Source organism: Faecalibacterium longum (assembly GCF_040094125.1).
Lineage (GTDB): Bacteria > Bacillota > Clostridia > Oscillospirales > Ruminococcaceae > Faecalibacterium > Faecalibacterium longum.
On the sequence record NZ_JBBNIH010000170.1, the window covers coordinates 1 to 18,957 of the forward strand.

The 18,957-nt window shown below is 59.1% G+C and carries 17 protein-coding genes and 1 pseudogene; 4 read left to right on the plus strand and 14 right to left on the minus strand.

What is annotated here, in order from left to right; genetic code table 11:
- From AAAU26_RS12345 to AAAU26_RS12375, 7 genes and pseudogenes are all read right to left on the minus strand, one after another.
- Positions 1 to 458: pseudogene (locus AAAU26_RS12345) on the minus strand (hypothetical protein); the annotation flags it as partial.
- Positions 459 to 623: 165 nt separating this feature from the next.
- Positions 624 to 1,406 carry an amino acid ABC transporter ATP-binding protein gene (locus AAAU26_RS12350; RefSeq protein ID WP_158394661.1) on the minus strand — a complete coding sequence of 261 codons (783 nt, stop codon included), beginning with the start codon at positions 1,404 to 1,406 and terminating at the stop codon, positions 624 to 626.
- A 15-nt stretch (positions 1,407 to 1,421) separates the two neighbouring features.
- The gene (locus AAAU26_RS12355) at positions 1,422 to 2,069 is read right to left on the minus strand and encodes an amino acid ABC transporter permease (protein WP_158397221.1); all 648 of its coding nucleotides are present in this window, start codon (positions 2,067 to 2,069) and stop codon (positions 1,422 to 1,424) included.
- A 39-nt stretch (positions 2,070 to 2,108) separates the two neighbouring features.
- Positions 2,109 to 2,948: an amino acid ABC transporter substrate-binding protein gene (locus AAAU26_RS12360; protein ID WP_227618301.1), complete on the minus strand. Its 840-nt coding sequence runs from the start codon at positions 2,946 to 2,948 to the stop codon at positions 2,109 to 2,111.
- Between the two features lie 239 nt (positions 2,949 to 3,187).
- Entirely contained in the window at positions 3,188 to 4,228 is a 1,041-nt protein-coding gene (locus AAAU26_RS12365; RefSeq protein WP_227618302.1) for a hypothetical protein, read from the minus strand.
- Positions 4,229 to 4,833: 605 nt separating this feature from the next.
- A complete protein-coding gene (gene cls, locus AAAU26_RS12370; protein WP_217210119.1) occupies positions 4,834 to 6,372 on the minus strand; it encodes a cardiolipin synthase in 1,539 nt (512 codons plus the stop codon).
- Positions 6,373 to 6,446: 74 nt separating this feature from the next.
- Positions 6,447 to 7,283 carry a DegV family protein gene (locus AAAU26_RS12375; protein WP_227618303.1) on the minus strand — a complete coding sequence of 279 codons (837 nt, stop codon included), beginning with the start codon at positions 7,281 to 7,283 and terminating at the stop codon, positions 6,447 to 6,449.
- 170 nt (positions 7,284 to 7,453) lie between these two features.
- On the opposite strand from AAAU26_RS12375, the gene AAAU26_RS12380 reads away from it, so the two are divergent.
- Positions 7,454 to 7,990, plus strand: a complete 537-nt coding sequence (locus tag AAAU26_RS12380) for a DUF1836 domain-containing protein (RefSeq protein ID WP_227618304.1) — start codon at positions 7,454 to 7,456, stop codon at positions 7,988 to 7,990.
- Positions 7,991 to 8,047: 57 nt separating this feature from the next.
- Here AAAU26_RS12380 and prfB read toward each other — a convergent pair whose 3' ends face one another.
- A complete protein-coding gene (prfB, locus tag AAAU26_RS12385; RefSeq protein WP_149793714.1) occupies positions 8,048 to 9,169 on the minus strand; it encodes a peptide chain release factor 2 in 1,122 nt (373 codons plus the stop codon).
- 433 nt (positions 9,170 to 9,602) lie between these two features.
- Here prfB and AAAU26_RS12390 point away from each other — a divergent pair, with 433 nt between their 5' ends.
- On the plus strand, positions 9,603 to 10,565 hold the full coding sequence (locus tag AAAU26_RS12390) for an RING finger protein (protein WP_227618305.1): 963 nt from the start codon (positions 9,603 to 9,605) through the stop codon (positions 10,563 to 10,565).
- A gap of 129 nt (positions 10,566 to 10,694) precedes the next feature.
- Entirely contained in the window at positions 10,695 to 11,570 is an 876-nt protein-coding gene (locus tag AAAU26_RS12395; RefSeq protein WP_158394669.1) for a UTP--glucose-1-phosphate uridylyltransferase, read from the plus strand.
- A gap of 145 nt (positions 11,571 to 11,715) precedes the next feature.
- Here AAAU26_RS12395 and rpsR read toward each other — a convergent pair whose 3' ends face one another.
- Genes rpsR through rpsF form a run of 3 tightly spaced genes read right to left on the minus strand, consistent with a single transcriptional unit; the run spans position 11,716 to position 12,821 of the window.
- The gene (gene rpsR / locus AAAU26_RS12400; protein ID WP_015563885.1) at positions 11,716 to 11,973 is read right to left on the minus strand and encodes a 30S ribosomal protein S18; all 258 of its coding nucleotides are present in this window, start codon (positions 11,971 to 11,973) and stop codon (positions 11,716 to 11,718) included.
- Positions 11,974 to 12,023: 50 nt separating this feature from the next.
- Complete coding sequence (locus AAAU26_RS12405) at positions 12,024 to 12,506, minus strand: single-stranded DNA-binding protein (protein ID WP_015563884.1); 483 nt, start codon at positions 12,504 to 12,506, stop codon at positions 12,024 to 12,026.
- A 30-nt stretch (positions 12,507 to 12,536) separates the two neighbouring features.
- The gene (gene rpsF / locus AAAU26_RS12410) at positions 12,537 to 12,821 is read right to left on the minus strand and encodes a 30S ribosomal protein S6 (protein ID WP_015563883.1); all 285 of its coding nucleotides are present in this window, start codon (positions 12,819 to 12,821) and stop codon (positions 12,537 to 12,539) included.
- 403 nt (positions 12,822 to 13,224) lie between these two features.
- Here rpsF and AAAU26_RS12415 point away from each other — a divergent pair, with 403 nt between their 5' ends.
- On the plus strand, positions 13,225 to 14,388 hold the full coding sequence (locus AAAU26_RS12415; protein WP_227618306.1) for a cation:proton antiporter: 1,164 nt from the start codon (positions 13,225 to 13,227) through the stop codon (positions 14,386 to 14,388).
- A 72-nt stretch (positions 14,389 to 14,460) separates the two neighbouring features.
- On the opposite strand, the gene AAAU26_RS12420 is transcribed toward AAAU26_RS12415, so the two are convergent.
- The 3 genes from AAAU26_RS12420 to AAAU26_RS12430 all read right to left on the minus strand — a co-directional run bounded on the left by AAAU26_RS12420 (position 14,461) and on the right by AAAU26_RS12430 (position 18,948).
- Entirely contained in the window at positions 14,461 to 16,221 is a 1,761-nt protein-coding gene (locus AAAU26_RS12420; protein WP_227618307.1) for a bifunctional metallophosphatase/5'-nucleotidase, read from the minus strand.
- Positions 16,222 to 16,491: 270 nt separating this feature from the next.
- On the minus strand, positions 16,492 to 18,264 hold the full coding sequence (locus AAAU26_RS12425; protein ID WP_227618308.1) for an oleate hydratase: 1,773 nt from the start codon (positions 18,262 to 18,264) through the stop codon (positions 16,492 to 16,494).
- 201 nt (positions 18,265 to 18,465) lie between these two features.
- Positions 18,466 to 18,948, minus strand: coding sequence for a GNAT family N-acetyltransferase (locus tag AAAU26_RS12430; RefSeq protein ID WP_227618309.1), 483 nt, complete (start codon positions 18,946 to 18,948; stop codon positions 18,466 to 18,468).
- Positions 18,949 to 18,957: the final 9 nt, after the last annotated feature.

The following is an 18,957-nucleotide window of genomic DNA, read 5'->3' on the forward strand; positions in this document are numbered from 1 at the left end:
AGCTCGATGGCGGCATCGTGGTCACCCTGCACGGTGACGGCGGCTTTGCCCGCATCGACTGGGCTGTCACCGCTGCCGTCCCCCTCCTTCTTGCCGCTGACGTTCCCCTCGGTCTTGCCGCTGCCATCCACCTCGGTCTTGCCGCTGCCGTCCCCCTCCTTCTTGCCGCTGATGTCGATCTTCAGGTCGTCGAAGGTGACGTCCACGTTGCCCTTGGAGGTGTCGATGGTGACGGTGTTCTTATCCGACTCGCCGGTGATGACGGTGTTGGTGTCGTCCTTGTCGATGGTCTCGCCCTGTGAGACCTTGTTCTTTCCTTCGGCGTCGCCCGCTTTCACGGTGATGTCGCCGTTGGCGATGTCCCACCGGGCCGCATAGGCCGGGATGCCGGAACTCACCACGATGCCCGCGATGACGGCGGCGGCCACGCCCCGCCGGAGTGCGCTCTTCAGTCTCATAGTCCGTCCTCCTTTGGTCTGTTCGTCTTTTGAAGAATCAGCCTCATCTGATACAAGCTTACCAAAAAAATCCGGAGAATGTAAACAAAAACTGCGCGAATCGTGGTGTTTTCGGCGTGAGTGGCGCAAAAAAGCCCTCCCGAGCGGGGAGGGCCATAGCCTGTCTTATTCAGAGTAGTGCGCCAAAAACTGCTTGGTGCGCTCCTCCTGGGGGTGGTCGATGAGCTGGCGGGCCGGGCCTTCCTCCACCACGACGCCGCCGTCCATGAATAGGATGCGGTCGGCCACGTCGCGGGCGAAGTGCATCTCATGGGTGACGATGATCATGGTGGTCTTTCGGTCAGCGAGGTCCCGCAGGACGCGGAGGACTTCGCCTGTCAGCTCCGGGTCAAGGGCGCTGGTGGGCTCATCGAAGCAGAGGATGTCCGGGTGGAGCGCCAGTGCGCGGGCGATGGCCACCCGCTGCTGCTGACCGCCGGAGAGCTGGTGGGGGTAGTGGCCTGCCCGCTCCGACAGGCCCATCTGGGCCAGCAGGTCACGGGCCTGTGCTTCCAGCTGGGCGTGGATGGCCTTTTTGTTGGCCTTGTAGTCGGGCTGCTCCTTTGCCAGAAGCTCCCCCGCCAGCATCACGTTTTCCAGCGCGGTGTACTGGGGGAAGAGGTTGAAGTTCTGGAACACGAGGCCGAAGTGGAGGCGCTTTTTCCGCACCTCGCTCTCCCGCTGGGTGGCAGGGTCGGCGGCGTCCCACATGGTCTCGCCGTTCACCCTGATGACGCCGGTGTCGGGACGCTCAAGGAAATTCAGGCAGCGCAGCAGCGTCGTCTTGCCCGAGCCGGACGAGCCGATGATCGCCAGCGCCTCGCCCTGTTCCAGTGTGAGCGAGATGTCCTTGAGAACTTTCGTCTCGCCGAAATTCTTCCCGATGCCGGAGGCTTCGAGTAATGCCATAATTCAGTATCCTCCTTAACAGCGGAAATAGTCCATCTTTTTCTCGGCCCAGTCCAGCAGCAGGGTAAGTGCGCCGACAAAGACGAGGAAGAAAATCGCGGTGGAGAACAGCGGCCAGATAAGGCCCTTGGCGCTGTACTCCTTCGCCATCATGATGATCTCCTTGTTGGCGATGACGTTCGCCAGCGAGGTATCCTTTACCAGCGTGATGACCTCGTTGCCCATCGGGGGCAGGATGCGCTTGACGACCTGCAGGAGCGTGACCTTGAAAAAGATCTGGCTCTTGGTCATGCCCAGCACCTGACCGGCCTCGGTCTGGCCTTTCGGCACAGCCTCGATGCCGCCGCGGTAGATCTCAGAGAAGTAGCAGGCGTAGTTGATGGCGAAAGCCACCACCGCCGCCACCAGACGGCCCGAAGAGCCGGAGGGCCAGGGGTTGGTCATACCCAGCAGGCCGGGGCCGAGGTAGATGACGATGATCTGGAGCATCAGCGGCGTGCCGCGGATGACCCACACGAAGGTCTTGACGACGCCCCGCAGCGGTGCGCACCGGCTCATGGAGCCAAAGGCCACCACAAGGCCCAGCGGCAGCGAAAACAGCAAGGTCAGAAAGAACAGCTCACAGTTGAGCGCGAATGCGCCGGTCAGACGCTCCAAAATCACAGTCACAGAATCACTACACCTATCCGTTTATAATGTAAGTTACTCAGCCAGAGTCAGGCCGTACTTGTCGGCCAGAGTCTGCATGGTGCCGTCAGCCTTCAGCTCGTCGAAAGCGTTGTCCACAGCCTCGGCCATGTCGCTGCCCTTGCGGAAGGCCACGCCGTACTCCTCGACGTTCAGCTCATCCACCATCTTGAGGTTTGCGTAGTCGGTACCCTCGCCGATCATGGCAGAAGCCAGAGTCAGGTCGAGGATGGCGGCGTCAGCAGTGCCAGCGGCAACTTCCATCAGGCAGTCGGTCTGAACAGCCTTGGAGATGAAATCAGCCTGAGACAGGTCGGCGTTCTCGGTGATGGTGGTCTCACCGGCAGAGCCGGCCTCGGCCACCACGGTCTTGCCGATGAGGTCGGCGGTGGAGGTATAATCGGTGCCGTCCTTCACCACGACGACCTGGGCGTTCTTGACGTAGGGCTTGGTGCAGGCCATGTTCTCCTCGCGGTCATCGGTCAGGGTCAGGCCGTTCCAGATGCAGTCGATGCTCTTTGCAGCCAGCTCGGTTTCCTTGGTGTCCCAGTTGATCTCCACGAACTCCGGCTCGACACCCAGCTTCTCACAGACAGCGGTGGCCAGCTCGGTATCGAAACCGGTGAAGTTGCCGTCGGCGTCGGTGTAGTTCATCGGCTCATACACGGTGTAGCCGATGACCATCTTGCCGTTGGACTGGATGTAAGCCAGGTCGCTGTCAGCGGCCACGGAGCTTGCCGGGGCGGCAGAGGCGGCGGCAGAAGAAGCAGCCGTAGAAGTGGATGCAGAACCGCCGCAGGCGGCAAGGCTCAGTGCCATCGCACCGGCCAGAAAAGCAGATATCAGACGTTTCATGTTGTAATTTCCTCCCTCAGATTCAGCAGATGCGGCGCTTCGTTTTACCGCTTTACCATGCTAAATTGTTAAACTGTGACTATAGAATAGCGCGTTTTGCCCCGTTTTGCAAGAGGAAAACCGATTTTTTCGCGTTTTGCCCGCAGACCGCCCCTTTCCGATCGGGTTTTCGGTGTATTTGTACAAAGGACAAAAAGAAAACCGCCACCTCACGGTGACGGTCAGACTTTCCGTTCAATTTATAATGACGCATTCTCAAACGCATCCCCTGCGGCCTTTTGCAGGGCGTCGATGGAGATGGTGCAGAGGGCCGCGAGGTCGGCGTCCGAGCCGTCGGCAGGGATGTCCGCCACCTCTTTCTCAGTCTTGCCCTTGAGGTAGCTGCAATAGCCCTCGCTGTGCTCGTACCACTCTTTGCCGAGGCTGGATGCGTTCCGCATCCCGTAGCTGTCGCCCAGCTCAAGCTTGGAGCGGACGGTGTCCGGGGCGGTGACGCCGCCGTCTGCCGCGATGGTCAGCGCAGGCTCTGCCATGTCGCCGATGGCGCTGGTCACACGGCCATCGGCATCCAAAGTCAGGGCCACGACGGTAAGGTCAACTTCTGCGTTCACATCCTTGTCGTCGGTGGCGGTGATGTCCGAAGAGGCATTCTCCGCCTCCACGCCGAGGCTCACCCGGTCGCCCTTCGCCGCGCCGAGGGCGGACGCATTCGTGCAGGCTTTCGCCACGGCGTCGCGGTACTGATCCACCCGGATAGTGCAGCCGGACAGCAGGTCGGCGTCCACAGCCTTGCCGTCCTTATCCGTTTCCAGCATGGATGCCTGCTCGGGCGTCATGCCGGTGAGGTAGTCGGCGAAGTCATCGGCCTGCTCGGCCCAGCCCTTTTTCAGCGAAGATGCCGCTGCCAGCGGGTAGTCGTCCCCTTTCTGGCGCTTGGTGCGGTAGTCGGTAGGCATGGTGACGACGCCTTTGCCGTCGGCGGTAACTTCCACTTCCAGCTCATCCAGCATCACGTCGGCCAGCTTGCCGTCTCCGTCCAGCAGGACGGCGGCAGCGATGGTATGGATGGTGCCGGTACGGGCCTCATCGGAGGCCTCGGTCAGGATGCCGAGGCCGGTCTTCCAGCCGCCGGTCTGGGTGGTGCTGGCGCTGCCGGACGAGCCGGACATGGCGTTCGAACTGCTCATGCTGCCGGAATTGCTGCTGCCTTTGCGGCAGCCGGACAGCAGCAGTGCCGCCGCCACGGCACAGCTCAGAAGAGCTTTTTGTCTCTGTGTCATAAGCGTTACGCTCCCTTTCATCTCTTTGGGAGTAGTATAGCCCGACAGGAGTCTATTTATTTATGTATCTTTTTGTTGGAAACTGTGTTATACTTGTCCTGCGGCCTACCCCGCCCAGTTTTATGGGAAGGGAGGTGTTGTCCAATGGCGTATATTTCCACATTTATCCTGTCCGTCGGAGCAAATGTAGCTTCTCACTATATCTGCAAGTGGCTTGACGGATGGCTGACGGGCCGTAAGCACTAAAAAGGACCCCCTTTCGGAGATTGCCGCTCCGGGAGGGGGTCTTTTCCTTTTGGGTGTGCCAATGACATATTGGCTTCCACATTTACCATCTTTATTATATGCGATTCCCCGCAAAAGTCAAGCACCGCACAGAAAATTTACAACTGTGCTCTGAGACCGACGTGTTATCTGGCGAAGTGAGAAATTATAAACGAAACATCGTCGAGAATGTCACTCCGCCACCGTGGCGAAATGAGCACAGCTGGCGAAGTGACCAGTTCGCCAAGTCAAAGCACTTCGCCAAGTTGGCGAAGTGATAAAATATAACGTAGATATATCATTAAGTTGTCACTTCGCCACTTATTCCACCACAGTATCGCTCACATCAGCGGACTCAGCAGGCGGAGCACACTGTCCAGCAGCGTCCCGGCCAGCGAGGTGCGGCAGTCGGCCAGCTGCACTTCCCGGCACTCTGGCAGGGTGCGAAGCACATCGTCCCGCAGAGCAATGACCTGACTGTTATAGAGCAGCAGCGCCCCGCACTCAAAGTGGAGGAAGAGGCTGCGGTAATCCATGTTGATGCTGCCCACCACGGCGGCGCGGTCATCGCTGACGTAGCACTTGGCGTGGAGGAAGCCGGGCGTGAACTCGTAGATGCGCACCCCCGCCCGGAGCAGCGGCACATAATAGGAGCGGGTCAGCCGGAAGATGAGCTTCTTGTCCGGGATGCCCGGCAGCACCAGCCGGACGTCCACGCCCCGCTTTGCCGCCGCCTTGAGGGCTTCCAGCATGGTCTCGCCCACCGCGAAGTAGGGCGTATAGATATAGACATACCGCTGGGCCTGATTGATGATATTCAGGTAGACCGTCTCGGCCAGAGCCTCTTCGTCCAGCGGGCTGTCCCCGTAGGGCTGTATCACTCCGTCCGACTGGGCAGACAGGGACTCAGCCTGAGGCATAAAGGGCGCATAATCCTCCTCGCTGGGGCGGAAGGCGTTCCAGTGGTCGAGGAACATCACCGTGAAGTTCCAGACCGCCGCGCCCTCGGTGCGGAGGGCTGCGTCCTTCCAGTAGCCGAACCTCTCTTCTTCATTGATATACTCGTCGGCCAGATTGATGCCGCCCGTATAGGCTGTATTTCCGTCCACGACCACGATCTTCCGGTGGTCGCGGTGATTCATGACCAGCGACACCAGCGGCACCACCGGGTTGAACGGGATGCAGCGGATATGCGCCCGCTCCATCTGCACCACGAAATCGGACGGCAGGCCCAGCAGACTGCCGAAATCGTCGTAGATGAGCCGGACGTCCACCCCCTGCGCCGCCTTGCGGACAAGGATGTCCTCTACCCCCTTCCACATCTTGCCGGTGCGGACGATGAAGAACTCGAGGAAGATGAACCGCTCTGCCTTTTCGAGGTCGGCCAGCAGGTCAGGGTACATGGCCTCACCGCAGGGGTAATATTTTGCGGTGGAGTTTTTCCATGCGGGGTATGGCCCGTACTCCGAAACATACCGGCTCAGTCCCCTGCTGGCGGGGTCGAGGGCGTCGGTCTGGCCCGGCTGCTGGGCGAGGTCGGCGGTGTGCTGGCGCTCCACCGCCTGCATCCGCTGGCGCATCCGCTTGGCAGGGGCCTTGTTGCCGAATGCCAGATAGAGCGCACCGCCCAGCAGTGGCATCATGCCGATGAGGACGAGCCAGATGATCTTATAGTCGCTGTTCTCGTCCTTCCGCACGAGGTAGAGGGTGATGAAGAGGCTGAGGACGTTCAGCCCCGCATTCACCCACACCTTTCCGGCGGTGAGGGAGAAGAAGGCCCAGAGCAGCCAGCCGATCTGCAGCAAAACAAGGGCCACTGTAACCGTGGCCCTGTTGATGACACGATTGAAGAACCGTACGACCGGCAGCCGAAAGAACATCTGCGCCTCCCCCGCTGCCTTTCGGCAGCATTTTTATGGGAATAGTATAGCGCAGAGATGCGGAGATTTCAAGCTCAGGCGTCCGCGTCCTCGAAGCCCACCATGAGGCCGCCCAGCTCGGCGTAGTAGCTGCACAGGCCGCCGCACTCGGTCACCCGCACCTGTGCGCCCTCGAAGACAGCTTTCACCATGTGCATCAGGCGCTCGGCGGCGGCGGGGTTGCCGCAGTGGGCAATGATGACCTTGCCGTTCGTGTAGCCGTGGCTTTTGAGCTCCAGCACGATGCGCTCGAGAGCGCCGTGCTCGCCGCGGGTCTTGCAGAGGACATCCAGTTCGCCCACATCGCTGGCCTTGCCGATGACCCGGATGTTGAGCATCCGCGCCACAGCAGCCACAGCGGGCTTCACCCGGCCATTCCGGGCCAGATTCGCCAGCGATTCCAGCGAGAACAGCAGATGGGTGTGGTGACGGTAGCGCAGCATCTCTTCGCACACCTCGTCAAACTCCCTGCCCTCTTCGATGAGCGCACGGATATGCTCTGCCAGCAGCACCAGTTCCGGGCCGGCAGACAGGCTGTCCAGCACAAAGACCTGAGCACCCGGGTGCTCTGCCTGATACTCTTCTGCGGCCAGCTGGGCGGCGTTGCAGCTGCCCGACAGGGTGCCGGTGATGGTGATGGCATAAATTTCATCTGCGCCCTCATAAGCTTCCAGCCAGTCGCCGATGTTGGGGCAGGAGGTGCTGGTCTTGCCCTTATAGGTGCGCAGGGTAGTCGCCATTTCCACGGCGTTCAGCGTGCCGTCGTCGAGGTATTCCCTCTCGTCGGTCACGATCTTCAGAGGCACAGCAGCAAAATCCACGCCGTCCAGCTTGTACAGGCTGGCGGAAGAGTCCACAACGATTCGTTTCATCTCATCTATCTCCATTCCGGCGGGTGTCCGCCGCATTTTTTACGTTCGGTGAGTCCACTATATCAGTTTTTCAAAAACCTGTCAAGTGATTTGTAAAATTCTTAATATTGTTTTCATAAACGGTTGACCCCGACTCAAAAATGCGCTATACTACCACCATGAATCAGGAAATGAAACGCCGTGTCACGGCCTGCGCCGCCGGGTTTTCCCTGCCGCGCTACCGGGAGCTGCCCTCCGTGGGGCTGTATCTCGACCAGACCGTGCAGCTCGTCAACAGCTGCTTCCGGGGCTTCCCCGGGGTGGAGCTCACCCCCTCCATGGTGAGCAACTACGTCAAGAAAGGAGTCATCTCCCACCCCGTCAAAAAGAAGTATTCCCGCGAACAGCTGGCTTCTCTCATCTATATCGTATTGTCTAAAAATGTCCTCTCGCTGGAAAACATCGACACCCTCTTTCAGATGCAGAGGGCTCACTGCACCGCCGCCGAAGCCTACGACTACTTCTGCGACGAGGTAGAGAACTGCCTGCCCTACATCTTCGGTGCCGGCAGCACCATCCGCGACCTCGACCCGGATGCCGACGACGAAAAGCGTCTGCTGCGCGGTACCATCGTCGCTGCCGTAAACAAGATGTACCTCGACTGCTGCTTTGTCGCCATGCGGCAGGAGGAAGCGCTCTGGCCGGGGATACTCGGCGACCTCGAATAAAAAGAAAAACGTCTGTACCTCCAAACGAAGTACAGACGTTTTTATTATGCTCTGATTTTAGGTATCCTGCAGCTCACCACGGCTTGCGGCCTTGAGGTAAGCGAAGATGAAGCCGTCGAGGTCGCCGTCCATGACAGCGTCCACGTTGCCGGTCTCGTAGTTGGTGCGGTGGTCCTTGACCATCGTGTAGGGCATAAAGACGTAGGAGCGGATCTGGTGGCCCCATGCGATCTCGTTCTGGACGCCCTTGATGTCGTCGATCTTATCCATGTGCTGCTGCTTGGCGATCTGGTACAGCTTTGCCTTCAGCATTTCCATCGCGTAGTCGCGGTTCTGGAACTGGCTGCGCTGGGTCTGGCAGCTGACCACGATGCCGGTGGGCTTATGGATGAGTCGGACAGCGGAAGAAGTCTTGTTGATGTGCTGGCCGCCGGCACCGGAGGAGCGGTAGACCTGCATCTCGATGTCCTCGGGGCGGATGTCCACCTGGATGGTGTTGTCCAGCTCGGGCATGACTTCCAGCGAAGCAAAGCTGGTCTGACGGCGGGCGTTGGCGTCAAAGGGAGAGACGCGCACCAGACGGTGGACGCCGTTCTCGCTCTTGAGCAGGCCGTAGGCGTTGGCACCCTTGACCATCATGGAAGCGCTCTTCATGCCGGCCTCGTCGCCGTCCTGATAATCCAGGACCTCGACGGTCATGCCGTGAGCCTGCGCCCACTTGTTGTACATACGGTAGAGCATCTCGGCCCAGTCCTGTGCCTCGGTGCCGCCGGTGCCTGCGTGGAAGGTCAGGATGGCGTTGCTGTGGTCGTACTCACCGTTCAGCATGGTCATCAGCTGCAGCTCGTCCACAGCCTTGCCCACGGCGTTGACGGCCTCTTCGGCCTCCGGCACCATCTCGGGGTCGTACTCCTCGTCCAGCATGACCAGCATGGTCTCTGCGTCATCGTACAGGCCCTGCAGCTTCTCGAAGCGGGTCAGCTTGCCCTTCAGGTCGCCCACCTCGTCGAAGACCTTCTTGCTCAGCTCAGCGTCGTCGTAGAAGCCGGGGCGGGACATGGTGTGCTCCAGCTCCTGCACGCGCTTGCGGGAAGCGTCGATGGCCAGCGCCTCCTCCAAGTCCTTTACAGCGGTGTGGTATTCAGCCAGCTGTACTTTCAGTTCATCAGTGGTGATCATCGTTTTATTCCTCTCGTCTCAAAGAACAGGAGCAGCCTCTTCATCATCAGCCACGCACACGGGCAGGCCCGTCTTAGTACAACCTCTCAGTCTCGCTGACGCTCGACAGCTCCCCTAGTAGGGGAGCCTCTGGCGAAACCGTTCACTTTGCGGAGACTGCCAAAGCCTCCCCTACCAGGGGAGGTGGCACGCCGTAGGCGTGACGGAGAGGTTGTACGAAGGAAAGCCTGCCCGAGGACTCGGCCAATGATGGAGAGATTTACTCCTAAAAGATACAGTTTATACACAGATACTTCATTAGTATACCCAGAATCCATGATAAAGTAAAGAGGAAAAAATACCATTGTGCTGGAAATTTGAAGATTTTCGCCTTTTCTTTTCCGCATTTTAAGTGTATAATACTGATAAACTACCCTATTCATTGGAGGATGTTATGCCAAAATACTATGGCTGTCCGTGTGAGGGCTGCGGCAAGCCCCTCACACTTCAGGATGATATCGTGGTCTGCCCCGACTGCGGCGCGCCTTATCACCGCGTCTGCTACGAGAAGCTGGGCCAGTGCATCCACCGCCCCGCCCACGCCGCCGGCTACGAGTGGAAGTTCCCCTACGAGGAGAGCCAGCTCCGCACCTGTCCGTCCTGCGGCGAGCGCACCCTGCGGGACGAGGAAACGTGCCGCTGCTGCGGTGCTGTGCTGCCCCCCGAGGGGCAGGAGCCTCCTTCTTCCCGCGGCAGCGGTGAAGAGACTTTCGACTACTCCCAGATGTACCGTCAGTTCGGCACTTCCGCTGACCCGGAGAAGGAGTTTTTTGAGGACGCCTTCGGCAAAGAGGCCAAGATGGACGGCATCGACCGTCAGGACTGGCTGGACTATATCGGCCCTGCCGCTCCCGCTTACCTCGCCGCTTACAGCCGGATGCAGCTCCAGAAGAGCAAAATATCCATGAGCTTTTCGGCTCTGCTGTTCGGTCCCTTCTACTTCTTCTACCGCAAGGCGTGGAAGCCGGCCTTCGGCTTTCTGGCCGCTGAACTTCTGCTGGCAGCGCCCACCTTTATCGAGATGCTGCAGCTCTCCGGCAGCGCCCTCGCCCCGGCCATGAGCGCTTCAGCTCTGACGGTATTTGCCCGCGTCTGCTCTGTCCTCAGCTTCGTGCTGATGCTGGTGCGCGGTATGTACGGCAAGTGGCTCTACCGCAAGAGCGCCGCCGACCACATCCGCCGCATCCAGTCTGAGTTCCCCGATGCCCAGCAGCGTCAGGCCGTGCTCCGCGCCCAGGGCGGCGTCAGCTTCGGCGCGGTCTTTCTCTGTGTCCTGCTCCTGAGTGTCTGCGGCAGTGCGTTCACCCTGCTGCTCGGCCCGGATCTGCAGGCCATCCTCAACGCTTTCTATGGCTGATACACCCAGCCGTGAATCTATCGCAAGTCAAGAAATTAGTGCAACATCCAAACAGCATAGTTGCGATATGCAATTCAACGCTGTTGCATTAAAAAGTCGAATTGCTATAAATGTGAAGGAGTTTGAACCATGAAAAAAGTCACCAAGGCAGTCATCCCCGCCGCTGGTCTTGGCACCCGCGTGCTGCCCGCCACCAAGGCGATGCCCAAAGGAATGCTCCCCCTCGTGGACAAACCCGCCATCCAGTATCTGGTGGAGGAGGCTGTCCGTTCCGGCATCACCGACATCCTTATCATCGTGAGCCGCAATCAGGACATCATCCAGGACCACTTTGACCGCAGCCCCGAGCTGGAAGCAAAACTTGCTGCTCCCGGCAAGGAGAAGATGCTGGAAGAGTGCCTCGGCATCTCCAATCTGGCCAACATCTTCTTCGTCCGCCAGCAGCAGACCCTCGGCCTCGGCCACGCTGTCAGCATGGCTAAGCCCTTCACCGGCGACGACCCCTTTGTGGTCATCTATGGTGACGACGTCATCTGGGGCGAAGACCCGGTCTGCGCTCAGCTCATCCGTGCCTACGAAGAGTTTGGCCGCCCGGCTGCCGGTGTGTCCGCCGTGCCTTGGGCCGACGTGAGCCGTTATTGCAGCCTCAAGACTACCCCCATCCACGACAACTACTTCTTTGTGGACGACATGATCGAGAAGCCCAAGAAGGGTCAGGAGTTCAGCAACTACTCCATTCTGGGCCGTGTGCTGCTGACCCCGGAGATCTATGACATCCTCGCCAGGACCAAGCCCGGTGCCGGCGGCGAGATCCAGCTGACCGACGCCATGGCCGAGTATGCCCGCAACTACGGCGGCATGACGGCTGTGGAGTTCACCGGCAAGCACTACGACATGGGCAACAAGCTCAAAGTCGCTGAGGCACAGGTGGAGCTGGCCCTGCAGCACCCCGAGATCGGCGAGGCGTTCCGCGCCTACCTGAAAGAGTTCTGCAAGACGCTGTAACCTATCAAGCACAAAAGAGCTTCGGGATCTCTCGAAGCTCTTTTGTTTATGCCCCTGAATGACAACCAAAAAGCGCCCTCACCTTGTCATCGGTGAGGGCACTTTGCTGATTGCTGATTATTTTGATTGGGTTGATTATCTCAGATTAGTCGCTGACGTAGGGCATCAGAGCAACGTGACGAGCACGCTTGATAGCCACGGTCAGTGCGCGCTGATGGAAAGCGCAGGTGCCGGTGACACGGCGGGGAATGATCTTTGCACGCTCAGAGACGTACTTACGCAGACGGGGAACGTCCTTGTAATCGATGGTGTCGATGCGATCGACACAGAAGCTGCAAACCTTCTTGCGGCCGCGACGCATGGGGCGTGCGGGGCGAGAGCCTTCGGTTCTTTCAAAAGCCATTGCTTATTACCTCCTGTTGGATTTTTACGGTTAAAACACCGGTTCGGGAATCAGAACGGCAGGTCGTCGCTGTCGTCGATGACGGCGAAGTCATCTGCATTGCCGGCGGAATAGCTGGGAGCTGCCTCCACAGCAGCCGGACGGGCAGGGGCTGCGTTCTGGTAGGACGGAGCAGCATTCTGATAGCTGCCGCCGCCCTGATTGCTGCCATTCGATTTGGAGCCAGCAAAGTTGACGTTGTTTGCCACGACCTCCACAGCGGTGCGGTTGTTTCCGTTCTTGTCCTGATACTGGCGGGTCTGGAGACTGCCTTCGATGGCGATCAGACTGCCCTTCTGGAAATACTTGGAGACGAACTCTGCCTGCTGGCGCCATGCGACGATGTCGATGAAATCGGCCTGACGCTGCTCGCCCTGACGAGCAAAGTTGCGGTCACACGCAATGCGGAAGCTGCACACATTGGTGCCGCTCTGGGTGGTGCGAAGCTCGGGATCCGCCACGAGACGGCCCATGATCGCTACAACATTCAACATAATACGGACTCCTTTTTCGTCACGAAAAGATTACTCCTCGTGGGCAACGATCAGGCTGCGCATAACGCCCTCAGTGATCTTGTACACACGGTCGAGCTCAGCGGGGAAGCTGGGGTCAGCAGTGAAGTTGATCACGGTGTAGACGCCTTCCTCCTCATCGTTGATGGGGTAGGCCAGACGGCGCTTGCCCCACTCATCGATGGAATCGATGGTACCGTTAGCCTCGATCAGGGACTTAAACTTACCGATGAGAGCGGAAGAAGCCTCCTCGTCGAGAGCAGCGCTGGTAATCAGCATGGTTTCGTACTTTGCCATTTTGTAGCACCTCCTTTTGGACTTAAGGGCCTCAAGAATATGAGGCCAAGGGTACACAGCCGACGCGGCGTCGCGCGGACTGTGCGGCGTGTCTGTTCAGACAGCAATTTATTATAGCAAGCCCCGCAAAAATTGTCAAGCCCTCCCGCAGGATTTTTTTCGTATTTTTGAGCGCATGACAGCAAAATTCTCCCTCGTCATTCTTTTTATGCTTTTCCAGTATATCCGTCATATCTCTTTTATATGGCATCTTTAGTCATTTCCAAGCCGATTTTCCTTTGCATTCCAGCGAAAAGAGGATTATAATAAAAGATGTTCTTCTCCCCTTCTGTCTTTGTGCGCGGCGCATGGCAGGGCTTACGGGGGAGCGGGACGATTGCTAACGTCAAAGGAAGGATCGCCTATGTATTCCATCTTTCGGAATCTCGCCCTCATCCTCATCAGCGCCAAGTTCTTCGCGCTGCTCGCCCGCAAATGCCGGGCGCCGCAGGTGGTGGGCGAGATCATCGCAGGTCTTGTCATCGGTCCCTGTCTGCTGAATTTCGTGCAGCCCAGCGACTCCATCGCCATTTTTGCTGAGATAGGCGTCGTGCTGCTGATGTTCACCACCGGCCTCGGCACCAACCTTCAGGAGCTGATGCGGGCCGGTCCCATCGCTACCCTCATCGCCTGCGTGGGCGTAGCCGTGCCTCTGGCAGGCGGCACCCTGCTCTACAGCCTGTTCTACGGCTTCTCGGCGCTGGGCAGCCCGGAGTTTTATCGGGCGCTCTTCATCGGCACCATCATGACGGCCACCAGCGTCTCCATCACCGTCGCCACCCTGCAGGAGCTGGGCAAGCTCAAGAGCTTCCTCGGCACCACCATCGTCAGCGCAGCCGTCATTGATGACGTCATCGGCATCGTGGTGCTCACCTGTGTGCTGGGTGCCAGCGGCGGCACAGACACCAGCCTCGTCGATGTGCTGATGGACACCGTCCTCTTCTTCATCGCAGCCATCGTCATCGGCCTCATCATCCACAAGGCCATGCTCTGGCTGGACCATCGCAACCCTCACACCCAGCGCATCACCATCGTCAGCCTCGCCTTCTGCTTTGCCATGGCCTACATCGCGGAGCAGTATTTCGGCATCGCCGACATCACGGGCGCTTACATCGCGGGCATCGTGCTCTGTTCCCTCGAAGATGCGCCCTACATCGAGCGCCGTGTGGACATCAGCGGCTATATGCTGTTTTCCCCCGTCTTCTTCGTCAGTATCGGCCTGAAGACCGACATCAGCGGCCTGACGCCCACCATCCTGCTGTTCAGCGCCTGCTTCGTGATCGTCGCCCTGCTCACCAAGATCATCGGCTGCGGTCTGGCTGCGAAGCTCTGCCGGTTCAGCTGGGGCGACTCTCTCAAAGTGGGCGTCGGCATGATGACCCGCGGCGAAGTGGCCCTCATCGTGGCCCAGAAGGGCCTCGGGGCCGGTGTGGTGGACCCCGTCTACTTCACCGCCGTCATCCTGCTCATCGTCGTGTCCTCTATCGTGACGCCGCTGGCACTGAAGGGGCTGTTCGCGAAAGCATAAGTTATCAGAAAGCCCCCTCTTCCGAATGGAAGAGGGGGCTTTCTGTTTATCTTACTGATTTTCTTCTAAAACTCAGACGACCTGAATGCGGCCTGCGCCATACGGATTCTCGTAGTTCAGCAGGTAGCCCGGATAGCTTGCCAGCGGGCTGTTGGCGCTGCTCAGGACAGGCACATCGTTCACAGCGTCGAAGATCATGGCGTAAGTGGACATGACGAGGTAGTCCTCAGAGACATAGTCCTTGATGAGCTCTGCGCCGTCGAACATGGCGAAGCCATCGCCCAGATTGCGCAGGGTGTAGTTCATGCCGGCCAGCGCATAGGTGCGGTTCAGGTCCAGCGGCTCGTAAGCGCCGGTCTTCTTGTTGTAGATGCGCACGTTCTGGACACGGGGCGTGCCGGTGGCGCTGCCCATCCAGACATTCTTGTCGTCGGTGAGGACGGTGTTGGGGATGTCGGTGTGGATCTCGTAGGTCGCACCGGCAACATGCAGGAAGCCGCCGTTCTCCTTGCCCTCCGGGCCGACGAAGCGGGCGCCGAACTCCAGAGCATCCTGGATCTGCTTGCCGGTAACAGACATCAGGCAGGCCACGTTGCCGAAGGGGCTGACCTGCTTGCAGGTCTTGAAGGTCCACTTGCCGGCGTCCACATCGGTGCGGATGCCGCCGCCGTTCATCATAGCGATGTCGCAGTCCAGCTGCTCGACCTCATTGAAGTAAGTATAGATGCCGTCGGCCACGAAGTCGCCGAGGTTGGTCTCGCCCATACGGATGCGGCGCTTGCCGGTAGCGGGGTCGTTGATGTAGAATTTGATGTCCGTGGTGGCGATCTGCTCGCCCAGCATAGCGTCCACATCGTTGATCCAGGCTTCTGCGGTAGCGGCCACAGCGGCGTCGGAGACATCAGCGGTGGAGACGAGCTCGGTGGTGATCGCGCCGTCCTCGGCGATGGTCATCTTACCGACGTTTGCCAGATAAGAGCCGGTCTGAGTCAGGGTGACAGCCTTGCCGGCTGCATCGTAGACCTGCTTGTTCTCCATGACGGTGTGAGAGTGGCCGTCGATGAAGGCGTCAAAGCCGGTGGTGTTGGCAATGACTTCCTCACTGGTCCAGGGAGAAGAGGACGGGTCAACGCCCAGATGGCCCAGACCGATGATGATGTCTGCGCCCAGGGTCTTGGCCTTGTCGATGGCCTTCTGCACGGCGTCGTACAGTTTCCTTCCGTCGTCACCGCCCAGGATGTCGTAGATGTACTTGGTCTGCTTGGCGTTCATGAAGTAAGCAGGAGTGGACTTTGTGAAGGACTCGGGGGTCGTGATGCCCACGAATGCGATCCACTTACCGCCTGCGGGGAACAGCTTGACAGCGGGCAGGACGCGCAGGCCGGTGCGCAGGTCCACCCAGTTGCAGGAGACATAGGGGAAGTCCGCTTCCTTGATGATGGCCTTTGCGCGGGCCATGCCGTAGTCGAACTCGTGGTTGCCCAGAGTAGCGATGTCGTAACCAGCCTCGTTCATCAGCTCGATGATAGTAGCGCCGTCGTCCATGGAGCCGTAGGCAGTACCCTGAATGTGGTCGCCTGCGTCCACCAGCAGGACGGGCTTGCCCTCATCCACATAGCCCTGCTTCATGGCAGCGACAGCGGCATAGGTCAGTTTGGGAGACTTGTTGTCGATGTAGGTGTGGACATCGTTGGTGTACAGGATGGTGACAGCGGCATCCTTGCCCGTCAGGAAACCGGCCGAAGCCTGAGGAACGGCAGCAGCCATGGCGGAGGCAGCGGCGGTGACACCTGCAGCCTTCAGGAAATTGCGGCGAGAAATAAAGTGTTTCACAAAAAGGACCTCCTTTATGTTCCAGACCAATTTTTACGGCACAGTCTCTCTTCCGCTGTGCCGCATTCTTTGTTTTAAGCTTACCACAGAACCGCCGAAAGAGCAAGCATAAAGATGGTCATTCTGCATAATAGTTTTCTTTATGAGTACGACTTTTTATGAAATCTCGCGCAAATCAGCACAAAAGGCCGGGTGCTGTTTCCTGCCTCAGGCATACAGCACCCGGCCTTTTGTTTTGGGCGGTATTGTTCCGTCGTGAATATCGTCTTATCAGATAGCGTTATACTGGCGCAGGAACTTCTCGAGGTCGGTGCCTTCGATCTTCTTCAGCGCCTCCTTCAGGGCGATGCGGCCCATAAGGGGCAGCTCCATGTCCGTGAGCTTCCGGCCGTCCCGCAGCTTCACCGAGGCATCCACCAGCGCCCGGACGTCATAGGTGCTGCCCCAGACCTCCGGCACACCGCGGTCAATGTTCAGCAGCCGGTACACGGCCTCCATGCCGGTGCGCATGGAGTATTCGGTGGTGAAGATGGTGTCCCGGCCGGTCTCGGCGAACTGACCGAGGAAGGCAAAGTTCACCGCATCCTTCGGCACGATGTCGGGGCGGTCGCCCTTCGCGCGGGGCATGAAGAAGGCATCGATATAGGGCATCATGACCGGCACGGTGTTGGCGCTGTGCTCGGCAAGCTCTGCGATGTCCTCCACCGGCACGCCCAGATGGTAGAGCCACTCCATGCAGATCTCCCGGCCGGTGCAGTCCCGCATGGGCTTTTTGACGTAATCGCCGGGCTTATCGCTGAACAGGCCGTACACCCAGACGCAGAGCTGGTCTTTGGGCTGTGAGCGGAACTGCTGCTGCCGGTTCAGGGTCCAGCTCATGAGCCACTTAGAGTCCTTCACTGTGACGATGCCGCCGGTGACGGTGCGGCCGCTGAAGGGGTCACGCTTGCAGATCTTCTGGATATACTGGGGGATCTTCTCATCCAGCGTCGTGATGGTGGCGCTTTCCCAGTTGGTCAGCTCCGGCTGGCTGCAGAACTTTTCCGGGTGGCCGAAGGAGTCGTCCAGCGCGGCAATGCGCTTCCAGAGGTCCCAGCCGTTGCCCGGCTTGATGGTGGGGTCGAAGCCCGTGGCCTTGTTCTGTGCGCCGACGGTGCAGCTCTCCACGCAGCCGCCGTTGGTGATAAAGAGCAGGTCGTCCTCGGTCAAATCAATGGTCTCCACCGCGCCCTTGTGGTCTACCGTGATGCCCGCCGCCTGCTTTTTGCCCGGCTCGAGGCTGAACTGGACGTCCACGACCTTTGTGTCGTAGTAGAACTGGACGCCGTGGTCTTTCAGGTAGGTGACCATGGGCAGGATGATGGACTCGTACTGGTTATACCGGGTGAAGCGGAGGGCCGTGAAGTCGGGCAGACCGCCGATGTGGTGGATATACCGCTTGAGGTAGAGCTTCATCTCGAGGGCGCTGTGCCAGTTCTCGAAAGCGAACATTGTCCGCCAGTAGAGCCAGAAGTTGGAGTTGAGCACCTCATCGTCAAAAAAGTCGGTGATCTTTTTGTCCTCAAGCTGCTCGTCGGGGGTGAAGAAGAGCTTCATGATCTCCATCGCGCCCTTATCCGACAGGCCGAACTTGCCGTCGGTGTGGGCGTCCTCGCCCCGGTTCACGGTAGCGCGGCAGAGGGAATAGTTGGGGTCGGCCTTGTTCAGCCAGTAATACTCATCCAGCACACTGGCTCCCTCCGTTTCCAGCGAAGGGATGGAGCGGAGCAGATCCCACATGACCTCGAAGTGGTTGTCCATCTCACGGCCGCCCCGCATCACATAGCCGACGTCGTACTTGTAGCCGTCGCAGGCACCGCCGGGCAGGGGGTCTTTTTCAAAAACGTGTACCCTCTCCCCCTTCATCTGGCCATCCCGCACCAGATAGCAGGCTGCCGTCAGGGCCGCCAGGCCGCTGCCGATGATATAAGCCGATTTGCGATCCACGCCTTCAGGCTTGCGGGGCCTCGCAAAGGCTTCGTAATTGCCACTGGAATAATACATAGACGTGACCTCCATTTTGTTCTGTACCGGCAGCACGTTCGGCTCCGGTTTGTTTGATTCTGGCATCAGTATACCCCGCCGCTTCCCGCCCTACAACAAACAAAACCGCCCAACTGCCGCAATTTTTGTCATACAGACAGGTTTGCATAGAAAAAATCCGCCCCCGGCGTACCGGAGACGGATAAAAAGTTTTATGATGACTCAGAATGTCAGCCGCATCTGATGCCAGACGACATCGCCGTGGGTGGAGACGGAAACGCCCTCATCCACGAAGCCGAACTGCGCATAAAAGCCGATGAGCCGTTCCTTGCAGGTGAGCACGATGCCCTTGCGCCCGGCGGCTTTCGCGGCGGCGCAGACCTGACGCAGAACACGGGAAGCACAGCCTTCGTGCCGATGGGCCGGGGCGGTGACGACGCTGAATATCATCTGCCACGCACCCTTCGGCGTGTGAAGATGGGGGTCATCGTACATCTCATCGGTGAGGTCGGGCATATCGGTGACGAAGCCATTGACAAAAGCTTTCACCTCGCCGCCCTCGTCCAGCAGCCAGAAACAGTCCGGGTAGACGGCCACACGCCCGGCGATGCTCTGCCGGGATGCCCCCTCAGCGGACGGATAGGACGCAGCTTCGATTTCGGCCAGTGTGTCCACATCCGAAGGCAGTGCATGACGGATGCTCATACTCTCCCC